Genomic DNA, 15703 nt, shown 5'->3' with positions numbered 1-15703 from the left:
ATTGGGCGCAATTTGTGTCGCTTATTTTATGGTATAATAATAGAAAGATTTAATTAGGAACGATGGGGGTTTTTTGATTTAATGAATGACATCAAGCATAAAGAGAGGCGAGTCATTCCGTTTCGTCCCACGGCGGAATTTTTTTACCAAAAAGGAATGAACTGGTATCAGAGAGGCGATTTGGAACGTGCGAGCAAATATCTTGATCGCGCGCTGAAGCTCAAACCGAATGACGTCGAGTATCTTTGCCAGCAAGCCGCGATTTTCTCCGAACTTGAGTATTATGAATCATCGATACAGTTGCTTAAAAAGGTGGTTTACAAGATTGATTCGGGAATGACGGAATGCTATTTTTTCATGGCAAATAATTATGCCTATTTGGGCGAATTCGAGGCTGCTCTGGAAGCCGTGCAGCGTTATCTGACGCTGGAGCCAAATGGCGCGTTCGCAGATGAAGCCAGTGAGCTCTTTGAGATGCTGACAGAAGAAACGGATGAGTTCATCGATCTTGATGAATCTAAATATGTGCGCCTTCATGAGAAAGGGCGGCTCGCTTTGGAACATGGCCGTTTTGATGAAGCCGTCCGCCTGTTCACGCGTGTGACAGAAGATGAGCCGGATTTCCTCGCGGCGCAGAACAATTTGACACTTGCTTATTTTTCACTTGGACGCACCAATGACGCGCTCGAGACGGCGGAAAAAGTATTGGCGCGGGATCCAGGGAATATTCATACACTTTGCAATCTGGCCACTTATTTTGAACAAATGCAGCAAAACGATGCGCTGCGCCAGGTGACCGACCGACTGGATCGGCTCTATCCAATGAATCCGGATCATTGCGGGAAACTCGGCTCAACTTATCTATACATCGGCAATGACGAGAAAGCTGCATATTGGTTGAATCAAGCGGAGCAGCGTGGCGCACATCCCGATCAGGTCTTTCGCTTCTGGCAGGCCCTTGCCGCTTTTCATCTCGGCGATGAACAGGGCGCGCGGAGAAAATGGGCACAGGTCGACTATTTTAGCAATAAGCCGTATCATCCGTTCAAATACGGCAAGATTCAGGATATGCTCTATGAAAAAGATGCCGCAGAAAATTTCATGATCAGCGACCTGATTGCGAATGAATTGAGCGAGAATAATCGCGCGTATCAGCTTTTCTCACTTTTTTATCTTTCCGGTCAGGGCAGTTGGGAGCAACTCGATCAGCTGCAGATAAAAGGAAGCTGCCCAATGGTGCGAACGGTTGCTGGACGATTACTTGCTGAAAAGCAATCCGGCAGTCCGGATAATGGTCTTGAGATTGTTCGCTACGTTGAAAAATATTTTGGCAGTCAGAAAGAAGTATTGAAACGACCGGAAGTCTACAATTTTTGGTATATTATTGACTCACTGCTGATTCGCGATCGTCAGACCGACTGTGCGGGTTGGGCGGCGACTCTGGTATATCTTTGGGAGAAAGAATACGGGCAGCATTGCGCACAGAAAAGTGTTGCTGAAGCAACGGGAACCTCGGTTTATCGCATTCGCAAACACGTGCATGAACTAATGGATGCGCTCGAACAGCAACAGACAGAAGCAGAATTTGAGTAAATATCGCAAAGAACAGCGTGCAGGCAAGATTCTGGACTTTGTTTTTTTAATTCATTAGCATAGAACTATCAGAAGAATGGATAACCTAGCGGATAGAAATTATCGAGATCGCTAACTTTTTCCGGAAGGACAGGGATGTTTAAGTGGCACAGGATGAAAAAATCTATGATGTGATTATCGCCGGAGCAGGACCGGCTGGCATGACTGCCGCTGTTTATGCTGCACGCGCGAATATGGATACATTGATGATTGAACGCGGGATACCTGGGGGACAAATGGCCAATACGGAAGCGGTCGAGAATTACCCGGGTTTTGAATCGATTCTCGGTCCGGATTTGTCGAATAAGATGTTTGAACACGCCAAGAAGTTTGGCGCTGTCTATGCATACGGAGACATTAAAGAAATCCGCGACGGCAAGGATTTCAAAATTGTTGATTGCGGCAGCAAGCAGTATAAGAGCCGCACAGTGATTCTGACGACGGGTGCTGAATATCGGAAGTTAGGTGTTCCTGGCGAAAAGGAATTGGCAGGACGCGGTGTGTCGTATTGCGCCGTTTGCGATGGCGCGTTTTTTAAGGGCAAGAAGTTGGCAGTGATTGGCGGCGGGGATTCCGCGGTTGAAGAAGGGACGTATCTGACGCGCTTTGCGGCTAGCGTCACCATCATCCATCGTCGCGATCAGTTGCGGGCACAGAAAATTCTCCAGAATCGTGCGTTCAATAATGAAAAAGTCGATTTTATTTGGGATACCGTTTGTGAAAAAATAAATGGGACAGATGGAAAAGTCAGCAGCCTGACGCTGAAAAATAAAAAGACGGGTGAAACGTCTGAATTGCCTGTTGATGGCGTGTTTATCTATGTCGGTATGAATCCGCTGACTGCTGCGGTGAAGAACCTGGCGATTACGGACGAACACGGCTATATTGTGACTAATGAGAAGATGGAGACAAAAATTCCGGGCATCTTTGCGGCTGGTGACGTGCGCCAGAAAGAATTGCGCCAGATCGTCACAGCAACTGGAGACGGCAGCATCGCTGCGGAAAATGCGCAGAAATATGTTGAGAAACTAAAAGATGCGACGACAGTTGGCGAAGGCTGAGTGAATTCAGCGCCCTTTGCTGCAGTTCGCATGAACTTTATATCGCTTTAATCTCGTTGTAATTATAATGCAATAAAAAAAGGGTATGATCAGATTATGAATTGACCCCCCTTTTTTATAGAAAAGCTATTGAACGGTGCGTCTGAGCGCGCTGTTTTTTTTTTAGATTTTGCACAAAAAATGGAGCGAAGGCGCTCTGGCGCCTTGCGGGAACAGCGTGCCAGACGGGCCTCGCAGATTTTTGCCTGTTCGCGGAGGCTCGCGGTGCGCTCGCGGCAAGCGAGTTGCATAAAAAGACTTGGCGTAGCCAAGTTTATCTTACCATCTTACTGCTAATCGCCAGAAGCGCGTGTTTCACCGCCTAAAGAAAGCACACGACAAAAGCGTAATTATTGCCACCAATCGACTTAGCTAGCCTTTTATTAAGCTTGAAGCAGCGCGATTTTAATTGACTCAGACTGAACGCGGGCACGCATGGCAAGGCTTTTTCAAACCAGGGTGTATGAACCCGCCGTACCTTTCAGCTTGGCACGATTTCGAGTATACTAGAGCAAAAGAGGTTTGTACCGCCGCTCGGTGTCAACGTTCGCCGGAGGGGCGGCATATACTATTAAATCTAACTGGTGACGGGGCGGATGAATCATGAAAGATATTGATCTGGTGATTATTACAGGGATGTCGGGTGCCGGAAAAACCGTGGCAACACGCATCTTTGAAGACTTAGGTTATTTCTGCATTGATAATCTTCCGCCGACACTGCTGCCGAAATTTATCGATTTAATTGAAGATGCCGATTCGAATAAATTCCACAAACTGGCCCTCGTCATGGATTTGCGTGGCGGCGAATTCTTCGACTCGCTGTTCATTTCGCTTGACGCGTTCAGCAAATCCGAACGATTCCGGCCGAAAATACTGTTCCTTGATGCGAAGGATAACGTGCTTGTTCAGCGCTATAAGGAGACACGGCGCTCCCATCCGTTGGCGCAGCAAGGGCGACCGATTGAGGGCATACAGCTTGAACGGAAAAAATTGGAAGAGGTCAGAGGACTGGCGCAGTACTATATCGATACATCCGATATGAGCGCCCGTGAACTACGTGACCAAATTATCCGCCATTTCGGCAAAGAGGCGGAGACCTTCCGAGTTAATCTGCTTTCTTTCGGATTCAAGCATGGTCTGCCGATTGACGCCGACCTTGTTTTTGATGTGCGCTTTCTGCCAAATCCCTATTATATTAAGCATATGCGCGATCGGACGGGGCTGGATGCGGACATTTCCGAATATGTGCTGAAATGGAGCGAAACCCAACAATTTTTGAAAAAATTGATGGATTTGCTGCGCTTCATGCTGCCGCAATATAAGCGTGAAGGCAAAGGACAGCTTGTGATCGCGATTGGCTGCACAGGCGGGATGCACCGTTCTGTCGCTTTGGCCGAATGGATTGGCAAAAAGCTGTCTGCGGATTATCCGACAAGTATTTCACATAGGGACATGAAGAGAGGAAATTAAACAGCGATGAATACACGAAGAAAGGTAGTTGCCATCGGTGGGGGAACTGGCCTGCCCGCCGTTCTTCGCGGCTTAAAAAAATATGACGTCGCGATTACGGCGATCGTCACAGTCGCCGATGACGGGGGAAGCAGCGGTAAGCTGCGTAGCGAATTGCAGATCCCGCCGCCAGGCGATATTCGCAATGTGCTGGTCTCTTTGTCAGATGTTGAACCGATGTTTGAACAATTGCTGCAGCATCGTTTTAAAACCGATGCAGGGTTGAACGGTCATTCACTCGGGAATTTGCTGATTGCCGCACTGACTTCAATTACTGGCGACTTTGTTAAAGGTGTTCGCGAATTGAGCCGTATCCTCAATGTTCATGGGCAAGTGCTTCCGGCGGCCGATCAAAGTATTGTGCTGGGCGCGGTGATGAGCGACGGATCAATTGTTGAAGGCGAGTCGCGGATTCCGAAAGCGAATAAGAAAATTGAACATGTTTTCTTGAAACCGCAACAGATTAAGCCGCTTCCGGAAAGCATTCGCGCGATTCGCGAGGCGGATTTGATTACGCTCGGACCGGGAAGTTTATATACAAGCGTGATTCCGAATCTGCTTGTCCCTGAGCTGGCCGAAGAAATCATTCAGTCGAAGGCGAAAAAGGTTTATGTCTGTAACGTCATGACGCAAAAAGGGGAAACAGATGGGTATACGGCTTCTGATCACATTGCAGCGATCCGGCATCATGTCCCAAATCTGTTCATTGATGCGATCATTGCCAATAATCAGCCGATCGCGCCGACCGTTTTGAAACGATACGCTGATGAGGCAGCGGAGCCTGTTTCGGTCGATCGTGAAATCATGGAAAGCGCCGGTATTCAGGTGATTAGCGCGCCGCTCGTACGGATGGCTGGTGGGGTTATCCGTCACAATGAAGCAGCGATCGCCCGGTTGCTGATGACCCTTTTACCGATTTCCGAACCGGCAATTGTTGAACCTGATCCCCCTTTCCCTGTCTAAACCCCTGAGTTTGTGAGGAGGAAGCCGCAGATGAGTTTTGCTGCTGATACGAAAAGAGAATTAACCTTGCTTCAAGTAGATACGTGCTGCGCGCGCGCGGAGCTTGCTGCCTTGACGCGAATGAACGGCTTTATTTCAATTCGCAATAAGCGGATCGAACTGGATATCGCGACTGAAAACGCGGCGATTTCGCGGCGTATCTATCGGCTGATTAAGCAGGTCTATCAATACCCGATCGAGATACTCGTGCGCCGAAAAATGCGCTTGAAAAAAAATAATGTTTATATCGTCCGGCTCAAAGAAAGCGCGCGCGCGTTTCTGCGCGATTTGATGATTATCAGCGATGAAGGGCAATTTACCCGGGAGATTGCCGCGGAACTTGTTGCGAAAGATTGCTGCCGCCGCTCTTATTTACGCGGGGCATTTCTGGCCGGCGGGTCGCTGAATCATCCCGAGTCATCGTATCATTTAGAAATTTTTTCGAATTATGAAGATCATACGTATTCTTTGGCTAAACTGATGAATACCTTTGATTTGAATGTAAAGGTGCTGCCGCGCAAGAATGGATATATCATTTACATGAAGGAAGGCGAAAAGATCACCGATTTTTTGAGCATTATCGGTGCCAACAAAGCGCTCTTCTATTTTGAGGATATCCGTATTGTTAAAGACATGCGCAATTCAGTAAACCGGCTTGTGAATTGTGAAACGGCGAATCTCAATAAAACGGTCAGCGCAGCGATGCACCAGATGGAAAATATCCGTCTGATTCAGAAGTCGATAGGTCTTGAAGAATTGCCTACGAAATTGCGCGAAATCGCGGAGTTGCGTCTTAAGAATCCGGATATCACGCTGAAGGAACTAGGTGAAATGGCGAGCGAACCGATCAGTAAGTCTGGAATTAATCACCGCTTTCGAAAAATTGATCAGATTGCAAACCGTATACGCCAAGAGCAGTAACCCGATTTATTGCTCACTCAATTATGTAACCGAATACATGGCTGATTCGGAAAGGAGGCAGATTGAATGCTACAGAAAAAAATTACGATTCGGCTGAAGAACGGCCTGCAGGCGCGACCTGCGGCGTTGTTCGTTCAGCAAGCCAATCGCTTTCACGCGCATTTGACCCTTGAGAAAGATGGCAAAATAGCCAACGTCAAAAGTATTATGGGTGTGATGAGCATCGCGCCTGCATGCGGCGATCAGTTCCTGCTTCGCGCTGATGGCCCGGATGAACGCGAGGCCATTGAGACGCTTGGCACATTTGTTGAGGACGACCAATAAAAAGTTCCGTTTTCTGAAAAAGAAAACGGAGCTTTTTTTTAGAATGGGAAAAAATAGAGTAGTAAAAGGGAAATGGGGCTGGGGCCCTCGGTGCAATGTGTGTTCGTTGCGCGCGTCTTTCGTTAGTTCAGTGCGCTTTTCGCTCAATTTCCCTAAGGGACGCGGTTTACGAATCGCACCATACTTTTACAAGAATCGTTGCCCCTATAGAGAAAAAGAAAAGCATCCGACTGCCTAATAGCAGCTAGATGCTTTGTCTTATCTTTATTTTGCGTTTGTCAAAATTTCATCGATCAAGCCGTATTTCTTTGCGTCTTCTGCAGACATGAAGTTATCACGATCGGTATCACGTGAAATGACATCATAAGGCTGGCCGGTGCGGTCCGCGTAAATATGGTTCAATTTTTCACGGATTTTAAGAATGCGTTTCGCGTGAATTTCCATATCGGATGCCTGGCCCTGCATGCCGCCGAGTGGCTGGTGAATCATGATTTCACTGTTCGGCAGTGCATAGCGTTTGCCAATTTCACCGGCGGTCAGCAGGAAGCTGCCCATGGAAGCAGCCATGCCGATGCAGATCGTCGACACTTTCGGTTTGATATACTGCATCGTATCGTAGATCGCCATGCCAGCGGTGATCGAGCCGCCCGGGCTGTTAATGTAAATCGAAATGTCCTTCTCGGAGTCTTCTGCTGCTAGGAAAAGTAATTGAGCGACAACGGCATTCGCCACATTGTCATCAATTTGTGTGCCCAGCATGATGATCCGATCTTTCAATAAACGGGAATAGATGTCATAAGCCCGCTCGCCGCGGTTTGTTTGCTCAATGACTGTAGGAATTAAAGGCATTGAACATACCTCCTTTATCACTCGTGTTTAGGTATTTTCCTTCTAACCAAAGATAATCATACATTAAAGGTCAGTATAGGTCAAATTATATTGCTTCGTATTAAAAAGACTTTTTATAGCAGGTTGCGCTCTTTCGTCTGTTGCTCGTTTCGCCAGTGCCGCGCGCTCGCGCTGCGTGCTCTATTGGAGAAATTTGGTTTTGCCAAGTCCCTTGGACGTAGGCTGAGTCTTACAATGTATAAAAAAAGAGCCAGCTTTTATGCTGGCTCTTTCTGCTTCTGTTTATGCGCTCGAAGGGAGTCGAACCCCCGACACATGGTACCGGAAACCATTGCTCTATCCACTGAGCTACGAGCGCATGAATTAATCACTGACATTGTTATATTCTAAGTGATAGTCGAACAAAATGCAAGAATCTTTTTTTTTGACAGTTAGACAATGCACTATCTCATAATACTTTTTAACAAAAATAGGCAAGAAACGCGGCAATACGATTCTTCATTAACAATTGTTTTATCTGCGTTGTCCATGTATCATAGATCTTGGCGACTGATTAGCGGATCTGATCAGCCGTATGTGATGAATGACATGCCGCCGCGCAGAAGGAGATGATCGCTCAATGAGTTCCGATAGTTCGCCCCATCAGCAACCCGATCCTGGGCCGACGAAACAGGAAGCATTCATAATGCCTGAATATCGTGCTCATGGACGATCGGGCATCTGCATGGCATTGTGACTTAAGCTTCCTCAAAAATGAGGAGGTGGGCCAGATGATTGATATTTATCTGACCGATGAACATGATAAACTGATTAAAAAGAACGAGCTGGCTAAAGGCTGCTGGATTAATTTAACGCGGCCTTCAGAAGCAGAGATTCAAAAGATTGTTGCAGGCACGGATATTCCGCCGGATTATATCCGCGATTCACTGGACGATGACGAGCGATCGCGTATCGAAAAGGAAGACGATAGTGTTCTGATCATCGTCGACTTCCCGGTCCTTGTACAGGATGAATCGGATTCCGCGCCGTATGATACGATTCCGCTTGGTATTATTGTCACGCCTTATTATTTTTTAACGGTTTGCCTACAAAGCAATCCAATTATCGATGATTTCGTCAACAATCGGGTGAAGAACTTCTTTACATATAAGAAAACCCGTTTTACTTTGCAAATTCTTTATGCGATTTCCCGCTATTATCTCAAATACTTGAAAACGATCGATCGGCGTACGTCAATGATTGAACGCGAGCTGCATGAATCGATGCGGAATAAAGAACTGTTCAATCTATTAAGTCTGGAAAAAACGCTTGTTTATTTCACCACTTCGCTTAAATCGAATAATATTGTCATGGAGAAAATGACGAAACAACGTTTTTTGCGGATGTACGAAGATGATCAGGAGCTGCTCGAAGATGTAATCATTGAAATCAAGCAGGCGATTGAGATGTCGGAAGTGCACAGTAATATTTTGAGCGGCATGATGGATGCCTATGCCTCAGTGATCTCGAATAACGTGAACGTTGTGATGAAATTCCTGACCACGGTGACAATTGTACTATCGATTCCAACGATGGTCGCGAGTTTTTGGGGGATGAATACCGATTCCATTCCTTGGCAGCACGCGCCACACGCCTTCTTAATTCCAATCAGTATTGCGCTCGGACTTGCTGGGATCACAACTTTATTTTTCTGGAAAAAGAAATATTTCTAAAACCAACACCAGGCTGATGCAGCATTTCAGTCTGGTGTTTTTTCAAGAAAAGACACTATGTTTTTGGGCGAAAAATTGAGCGCAGGTGCGAGACGCCTGCGGGAAAAGCGAGCCAAGTGAGACCCCGCAGACTTTAGCCTGTCCGAGGAGGCTCACGGATCGCCCGCGGCAAGCGAGCAACCGAAACGCAATTTTTGCAAAAAAAAAGGACATAGCTACGCCAAGTTTTGACTTTCGCGAAGAATGCAGCGCAGGTGCGAGACGCCTGCGGGAAAAGCGAGCCAAGTGAGACCCCGCAGACTTTAGCCTGTCCGAGGAGGCTCACGGATCGCCCGCGGCAAGCGAGCAACCGAAACGCAATTTTTGCAAAAAAAAGGACATAGCTACGCCAAGCTTTTCTAACAAACAAAGGCAGTCAGACCTCGTGCAGCATATTACAAAGCCATCAGACCAAATCGAGAATAAGCGCGAGGATATTGCTATAATTAAGAAAAGAGGTGATTCGGATGGGCCTGGAACTCGTTCAAAAGCAGCTGCTTAAGTTGAAAATGACACCGCAGCTTTTGCAGTCGGTGGCATTGCTGCAATTTAATAATGAACAGCTCGCCGATTATATTCGCCAAAAGGCGCTCGAAAACCCGCTGATAAAGGCTAGAGAAAGCGATTATCTACCGCGTTATAGTGACGGAGAAGCGCGCAGCACAACGGAAGTGATCGAAGAAACGATCGCGGATAGCGCTGATTTTCGCGAGTCGTTGCATGTCGACCTGCACCAGGAAAACGCGCAATCACCGATACGGGACGCAGCGGATTGGCTGATCGATAACCTCAACGATCAGGGTTATTTAGATGGCGAGCCGGAACAATTTCTCGATCGCCTGAACATGAGCTCAGACGCGGCGCGGCAAGCGCTTGATCTTGTTCAGGCGCTGGAGCCAGCCGGAATTGGCGCGCGCTCACTGCCTGAATGTCTCTTGCTTCAGCTTAAGCGGCTTGAGCCAGCCCATCCGATTGCCGAGCGGATTATTTCTGAGTTTATTGATTGTTTTGTGACGCAGGACTGGTCCGAACTGGCCGCAATGCTAGACACCGATGAAACGATGATCCTCGGCGAGGTCGCGGTGATCCGATCGCTGAGTCCGGTCCCAATTACCGCAAGACAATCCGAAAAACCGCAATATATTGTGCCAGATATTACAATCCGAAAGACCGATCAAGGCCTCAGTTGTGAAACAGAAGATGCCTATCTCCCAATTATTTCTCTGGATTTGGCCAGTTATACAGATTATATGAATGAGGCAGACAAAGAGACGAAACGCTATTTGCGTGAAAAAAAGGAAGAAGCGGACTGGTTGCTCTCTGGCATCTCGAGGAGAAAGCAGACACTTGCGAAAGTCGCAGAACTCTTGATGCAGGAACAGCAAAGGTATTTCACAGAGGGCAAGAGCAGCCTGCTGCGCCCCTTTACGATGAAGCAAGCCGCAGAAAGGCTGGAAATCCATGAGTCAACGGTCAGTCGTGCCGTTGCCAATAAATATATTCAAACACCCTATGGCCTTTTTCCAATAAAAAAATTCTTTGTCCGGCCTGTTCAAAAAGAAAACGGTTCGATCAGCGCGTTTGCTGTGCAGGAAAAAATGAAAATCTGGATAGAATCTGAAGATAAAAGACACCCTTTATCTGATCAACAGCTGGCTGATCGATTGGCAAATGAAGGCATGTCTTGCTCGAGGCGCGTGGTCGCTAAATATCGGAAGCTGATCGGAATTGGCTCGACGGCCGAGCGGCGATTAAAGTGAGGGACAATGCTGTGGACTAATCTTGTCCCAATCAGTTACTGCTTTTTTTTCGAAAAGTGTCGACTCATGTTTTTTTCTGGACAAACAGGGTATACTCCGAAATGACCGTTACCTTCTAAAACGGAAAAAGGTGAGGGGAGAAAAAGAGGTACTTTTCTAAATTGGCAGATAGTTTACCGCAGTGAAAACCGCGGCGACGTCTCATTTCTTCAGTTGTGAAAACTTTGCGTCGGTTTAAGAAAGCTTTACAAGTTTTACTTGTTTATGCTTGTAATGACTGGTGAATATTGCTATCATGTACATGGAGCAGATGGGACATAAAATGGCTGTGTGGGACATTTCGAGACCACTTTCGGTCGATCGAGGGGAACGCTGTGGAACATTTGCTTGATCTTCAGAAAAAGCTCATCCCCGACGTCTTAGACATCATGTCCAGCCGCTACCATATTCTTCAATCGCTTTATTTTCTTCAGCCGATCGGCAGGCGCAGCTTGTCCACCCATTTGGGAATGACTGAGCGCGTGCTACGCGGAGAGGTGACTTTTCTTAGCCAGCAAGGCCTGATTCACATGGCGTCAAGCGGCATGCATCTGACGAGCCATGGCGAGGCTATTGTTAAAGCGTTGAGTCAGGTCATGAAGAATATATCTGGATTGAAAGAGATGGAAAAGAAACTGGAGGCCGCATTAGGTGTCTCCAAAGCTGTAATTGTATCCGGTGACAGTGATCAGTTCGCACTGGTCAAGAATGAGATTGGACTCGCCTGCGTCAAAGAAATCGAGCGTAATCTTGAGTCGGAGAATATTATTGCGGTAACCGGCGGATCAACTTTGGCCGCAGTCGCCGAAATGATGTATCCGCTTAAGAAAGCACACCAGGATCTCCTGTTTGTGTCTGCGCGCGGTGGACTTGGCGAAAAGGTTGAAAATCAGGCGAATACAATCTGCGCCAAAATGGCTGAAAAAGCCGAGGGACGTTATCATCTGCTCCACGTTCCTGATCAGCTCAGTGATGAATCCTATCACAGCTTGATGGAAGAGCCCAGCATTCACCAGGTCTTGCAGTACCTGCACCGTGTATCGATTATCGTTCACGGCATTGGCGATGCGAGGCAAATGGCGATCCGCCGGCATTCCGGCGAAGGCATTCTTGAAAAGATTGATACAGAACACGCTGTGGCTGAGGCTTTTGGCTATTTTTTTGACCAGACCGGAAGGGTAATCCATAAAGTCCAGACGATCGGACTGCAGTGGGAAGACCTGTTTGGCGCACGGTCGGTAATTGCCATAGCCGGCGGCAAGTCTAAGGCTGAGGCAATCAAGGCTTACTTCAAACGGGGTCCGGATTCCGTGCTGATCACGGATGAGGGCGCCGCGCAAGAGATTTTAAAAAATTTCTAACCTATTTAGGAGGTCATTTTTAATGACAGTTAAAGTTGGTATTAACGGTTTCGGACGTATCGGTCGTCTCGCTTTCAGAAGAATTCAGGATGTTCCGGAATTGGAAGTTGTTGCAGTTAACGATTTGACGGATCCGGCAATGCTCGCAAACCTGCTGAAATATGATACAACTCAGGGCCGTTTCAATGGCGAAGTTAAAGTTGAAGAAGGCTTCTTCGTTGTTAACGGTAAAAAGGTTAAAGTTCTCTCACAGCGCGACCCGGCAGAATTGCCATGGGGCGAACTGGGCGTTGACATCGTTCTTGAATGCACAGGCTTCTTTACTTCGAAAGACAAAGCTGAAGCACACCTCAAAGGCGGCGCGAAGAAAGTTGTTATTTCCGCACCTGCAAAAGGCGAAATGAAGACGATCGTTTTCAATACCAACCATGATACACTTGATGGCTCCGAAACGGTTATTTCTGGTGCATCTTGCACAACAAACTCTTTGGCTCCGATGGCTAAAGTGCTTAACGATAAATTCGGCATTGAAAAAGGCTTGATGACAACGGTTCACGCTTATACAGGCGACCAGATGACTCTTGACGGCCCGCACAGAGGCGGCGACCTTCGTCGTGCGCGTGCAGCTGCAGAAAACATTACGCCTGCTTCCACAGGTGCTGCTAAAGCAATTGCACTCGTTATCCCTGACCTGAAAGGCAAACTTGATGGTTCTGCACAACGTGTTCCAGTTAAATCAGGTTCAACAACGTTGCTTTACACAACGCTGAAGAAAAATGTTACGGTTGAAGAAGTTAACGAAGCAATGAAAGCTGCAGCTAACGAATCGTTCGGCTACAACGAAGACCCGATTGTTTCTTCTGACATCATCGGCATTACTTACGGCTCTCTGTTCGATGCAACTCAGACGAAAATCATCGAAGTTGGCGGCAAACAATTGGTTGAAACTGTTGCTTGGTATGACAACGAAATGTCTTATACTTCTCAGCTTGTTAGAACGCTTGAATACTTTGCAAAACTTGCAAAATAATTCAGCCTTGAATTTTGAATAAGAACTTGAATAGCGGAAACACTCTTGTTTCCGCTATTTTATACGTTAAGAAGTATAAATTTTCAACGGAATTTAGTGTGGAAACTAAAGCCCGGCCGGTATTCTAAGAATGTGGCCCAGGTTTTTCTAAAAAAGATCAAAAATGCAGCGAAGGCATGAGACACTCGCGGCAAGCGAGCAGCCGGAGCACATTGTTACAAAAAGACTTGGTATTTCTGATCTGACGGAAAAAGTAGAAATCGCTGATATTCCGTAGAAAGAGGGTTCACTCATGGCAAAGAAAACCATTCGCGACATCGATGTCAAAGGCAAAAAAGTATTTTGCCGTGTTGACTTCAATGTTCCGCTCGACGGCACAACAGTAACGGATGATACACGTATCCGTGCGGCACTGCCGACGATCAATTATTTGATTGAAAATGGTGCGAAAGTGATTCTCGCCTCGCACCTTGGCCGTCCGACTGCAGAAAACAAAGAATCACTGCGCATGAACCCAGTTGCAAAACGCTTGGGCGAACTGCTCGGCAAAACAGTTGCGAAAACAGACGACGTTGTCGGTCCTGAAGTTGAAGCAGCTGTAGCGAAGCTGAACGAAGGCGACGTGCTTCTGCTTGAAAACGTCCGCTTTGAAAAAGGCGAAAAGAAAAACGATCCGGAACTGGCGAAAGCTTTCGCGTCACTTGCTGACGTTTACGTCAATGACGCTTTCGGTTCTGCACACCGTGCGCACGCTTCAACAGAAGGTATCACACATTATCTTCCAGCAGTTGCCGGTTTCCTAATGGAAAAAGAGCTGCGTGTACTCGCCGCTTCATTGGATAACCCGCAACACCCATTCACGGCGATTATCGGCGGCGCTAAAGTTACTGATAAAATCGGCGTAATCGAAAACCTGTTGGATAAAGTCGATACGCTGATCGTTGGTGGCGGCCTTTCCTACACCTTCATCAAGGCGCAGGGTCATAATATCGGCAATTCGCTGCTTGACGCAGAGAAGATCGACATGGCGAAGAAATTCATGGAAACGGCAAAAGCAAAAGGCGTAAACTTCCTGATTCCGGTTGACGCGACGATTGCCGATGAATTCTCTGAATCCGCAAATAAGAAAACAGTTGATACCGACAGCATTCCTGATGGTTGGATGGGTCTTGATATCGGACCGAAGACAGTTGCTCTCTATGCCGATGCAATCAAGAAATCCAAGCTGGTTGTTTGGAACGGACCAATGGGCGTTTTTGAAATGGACGCTTATGCAAAAGGTACGGAAGCCGTGGCAAAAGCATTGGCGGAAGCTCCTGACGCAACAACGATCATCGGTGGTGGCGATTCTGCAGCTGCTGTTGAAAAATTCCATCTTGCAGATAAGATGAGCCATATCTCAACAGGCGGCGGTGCATCGCTCGAATTGATGGAAGGCAAAGTACTTCCTGGCGTAGCCGCACTGAACGACGCTGAATAATTTTAGTAAGTTATAGGCAAGAAATACTCGGCAATACTGAGTCCTTGGACAAAGGTTGCGCCTTAGTTTTAAGAAAGGGCAGGTGTCCTAAATGTCACGTAAACCAATTATCGCCGGTAACTGGAAAATGAACAAAACGGTGAAGGAAGCTCATGAATTTGTCGAAGCGGTTAAGGATAAAGTTCCTGCACCGGAAATTGTCGACTCTGTGATTGCAGCTCCGTTCTTGGCGCTGGACCGTCTAGTTGCAGATGCCAAAGGATCTGATCTGAAGATCGCTGCTGAAAATGTTCATTTTGAAAATTCCGGTGCCTATACAGGCGAAGTTAGCCCGGTAATGCTCGAAGACCTTGGCGTTCAATACGTCGTTATCGGTCACTCTGAGCGCCGCGCAATGTTCGCTGAAACAGATGAGACTGTGAACAAAAAAGTCCACGCCTCATTTGCACATCATCTTGTTCCGATCGTTTGCGTCGGTGAAACACTTGACGAACGTGAAGGCGGAAGATGGCAGGCTGTTGTTAAAAATCAGGTAACGAAAGCTTTTGCCGGCGTTCCTGCCGACCAAGCTACTGCTGTAGTTGTTGCTTATGAACCAATCTGGGCGATTGGCACAGGCAAAACTGCATCATCCGAACAAGCGAATGAAGTTTGCCACTTTATTCGTGAAACGATCACGGCCCTTTATGACCTGGCAACCGCTGAACAAGTCCGTATCCAGTACGGCGGCAGCGTGAAACCAGCAAATATTGGCGAATTGCTCGCTCAATCCGACATCGACGGTGCACTCGTCGGTGGCGCGAGCCTGCAGCCGGAATCGTTCCTTGCACTGGTTGACGCAGCAAAAGACTGAGTAAGCAATAGATAAAAGCCTGCCGGAGCGCTGTCCTCGTCCGGACAGGGCAGCGGGATGGTTGGGTTCATTATTTTTAATAAAATTCATTT

Annotated in this window: 13 protein-coding genes and 1 tRNA gene; 12 read left to right on the top strand and 2 right to left on the bottom strand. The window is 47.2% G+C overall.

Annotated elements, in window-relative coordinates; translation table 11 throughout:
* The first annotated feature begins 81 nt into the window (after nucleotides 1-81).
* From JOC27_RS03150 to JOC27_RS03125, 6 genes are all read left to right on the top strand, one after another.
* Entirely contained in the window at nucleotides 82-1593 is a 1512-nt protein-coding gene (locus JOC27_RS03150; protein ID WP_205005554.1) for a tetratricopeptide repeat protein, read from the top strand.
* Between the two features lie 143 nt (nucleotides 1594-1736).
* Nucleotides 1737-2693 carry a thioredoxin-disulfide reductase gene (trxB, locus tag JOC27_RS03145; protein WP_205005553.1) on the top strand — a complete coding sequence of 319 codons (957 nt, stop codon included), beginning with the start codon at nucleotides 1737-1739 and terminating at the stop codon, nucleotides 2691-2693.
* Nucleotides 2694-3335: 642 nt separating this feature from the next.
* Entirely contained in the window at nucleotides 3336-4202 is an 867-nt protein-coding gene (gene rapZ, locus JOC27_RS03140) for an RNase adapter RapZ (protein WP_205005552.1), read from the top strand.
* A gap of 6 nt (nucleotides 4203-4208) precedes the next feature.
* Nucleotides 4209-5204: a gluconeogenesis factor YvcK family protein gene (locus JOC27_RS03135; RefSeq protein WP_205005551.1), complete on the top strand. Its 996-nt coding sequence runs from the start codon at nucleotides 4209-4211 to the stop codon at nucleotides 5202-5204.
* A gap of 30 nt (nucleotides 5205-5234) precedes the next feature.
* Nucleotides 5235-6164 (top strand): DNA-binding protein WhiA, encoded by a 930-nt coding sequence (whiA, locus tag JOC27_RS03130; protein ID WP_205005550.1) that lies wholly within the window; start codon nucleotides 5235-5237, stop codon nucleotides 6162-6164.
* Nucleotides 6165-6230: 66 nt separating this feature from the next.
* Nucleotides 6231-6488 (top strand): HPr family phosphocarrier protein, encoded by a 258-nt coding sequence (locus JOC27_RS03125; protein WP_205005549.1) that lies wholly within the window; start codon nucleotides 6231-6233, stop codon nucleotides 6486-6488.
* Nucleotides 6489-6752: 264 nt separating this feature from the next.
* Here JOC27_RS03125 and clpP read toward each other — a convergent pair whose 3' ends face one another.
* On the bottom strand, nucleotides 6753-7337 hold the full coding sequence (gene clpP, locus JOC27_RS03120) for an ATP-dependent Clp endopeptidase proteolytic subunit ClpP (RefSeq protein WP_205005548.1): 585 nt from the start codon (nucleotides 7335-7337) through the stop codon (nucleotides 6753-6755).
* A 285-nt stretch (nucleotides 7338-7622) separates the two neighbouring features.
* A tRNA-Arg gene (locus JOC27_RS03115) sits at nucleotides 7623-7695 on the bottom strand.
* Between the two features lie 412 nt (nucleotides 7696-8107).
* Here JOC27_RS03115 and JOC27_RS03110 point away from each other — a divergent pair.
* The 6 genes from JOC27_RS03110 (at nucleotide 8108) to tpiA (ending at nucleotide 15611) form a co-directional block, all read left to right on the top strand.
* Nucleotides 8108-9049 (top strand): magnesium transporter CorA family protein, encoded by a 942-nt coding sequence (locus tag JOC27_RS03110; protein WP_205005547.1) that lies wholly within the window; start codon nucleotides 8108-8110, stop codon nucleotides 9047-9049.
* Nucleotides 9050-9555: 506 nt separating this feature from the next.
* Nucleotides 9556-10848, top strand: coding sequence for an RNA polymerase factor sigma-54 (rpoN, locus tag JOC27_RS03105; protein ID WP_205005546.1), 1293 nt, complete (start codon nucleotides 9556-9558; stop codon nucleotides 10846-10848).
* Between the two features lie 374 nt (nucleotides 10849-11222).
* The gene (locus JOC27_RS03100; RefSeq protein ID WP_205005545.1) at nucleotides 11223-12248 is read left to right on the top strand and encodes a sugar-binding domain-containing protein; all 1026 of its coding nucleotides are present in this window, start codon (nucleotides 11223-11225) and stop codon (nucleotides 12246-12248) included.
* A 22-nt stretch (nucleotides 12249-12270) separates the two neighbouring features.
* Complete coding sequence (gene gap / locus JOC27_RS03095) at nucleotides 12271-13278, top strand: type I glyceraldehyde-3-phosphate dehydrogenase (protein WP_205005544.1); 1008 nt, start codon at nucleotides 12271-12273, stop codon at nucleotides 13276-13278.
* Between the two features lie 292 nt (nucleotides 13279-13570).
* Nucleotides 13571-14758, top strand: coding sequence for a phosphoglycerate kinase (locus JOC27_RS03090; protein ID WP_205005543.1), 1188 nt, complete (start codon nucleotides 13571-13573; stop codon nucleotides 14756-14758).
* A gap of 91 nt (nucleotides 14759-14849) precedes the next feature.
* Nucleotides 14850-15611, top strand: a complete 762-nt coding sequence (tpiA, locus tag JOC27_RS03085) for a triose-phosphate isomerase (protein WP_205005542.1) — start codon at nucleotides 14850-14852, stop codon at nucleotides 15609-15611.
* The last annotated feature ends 92 nt before the right edge of the window (nucleotides 15612-15703 follow it).

Origin of the sequence: Sporolactobacillus spathodeae, assembly GCF_016908935.1 — a bacterium.
In the GTDB taxonomy this organism is placed as follows: domain Bacteria; phylum Bacillota; class Bacilli; order Bacillales; family Sporolactobacillaceae; genus Sporolactobacillus; species Sporolactobacillus spathodeae.
Note: the sequence above shows the minus strand (reverse complement) of the source record. Positions and strands in the feature narration are given on the sequence as shown.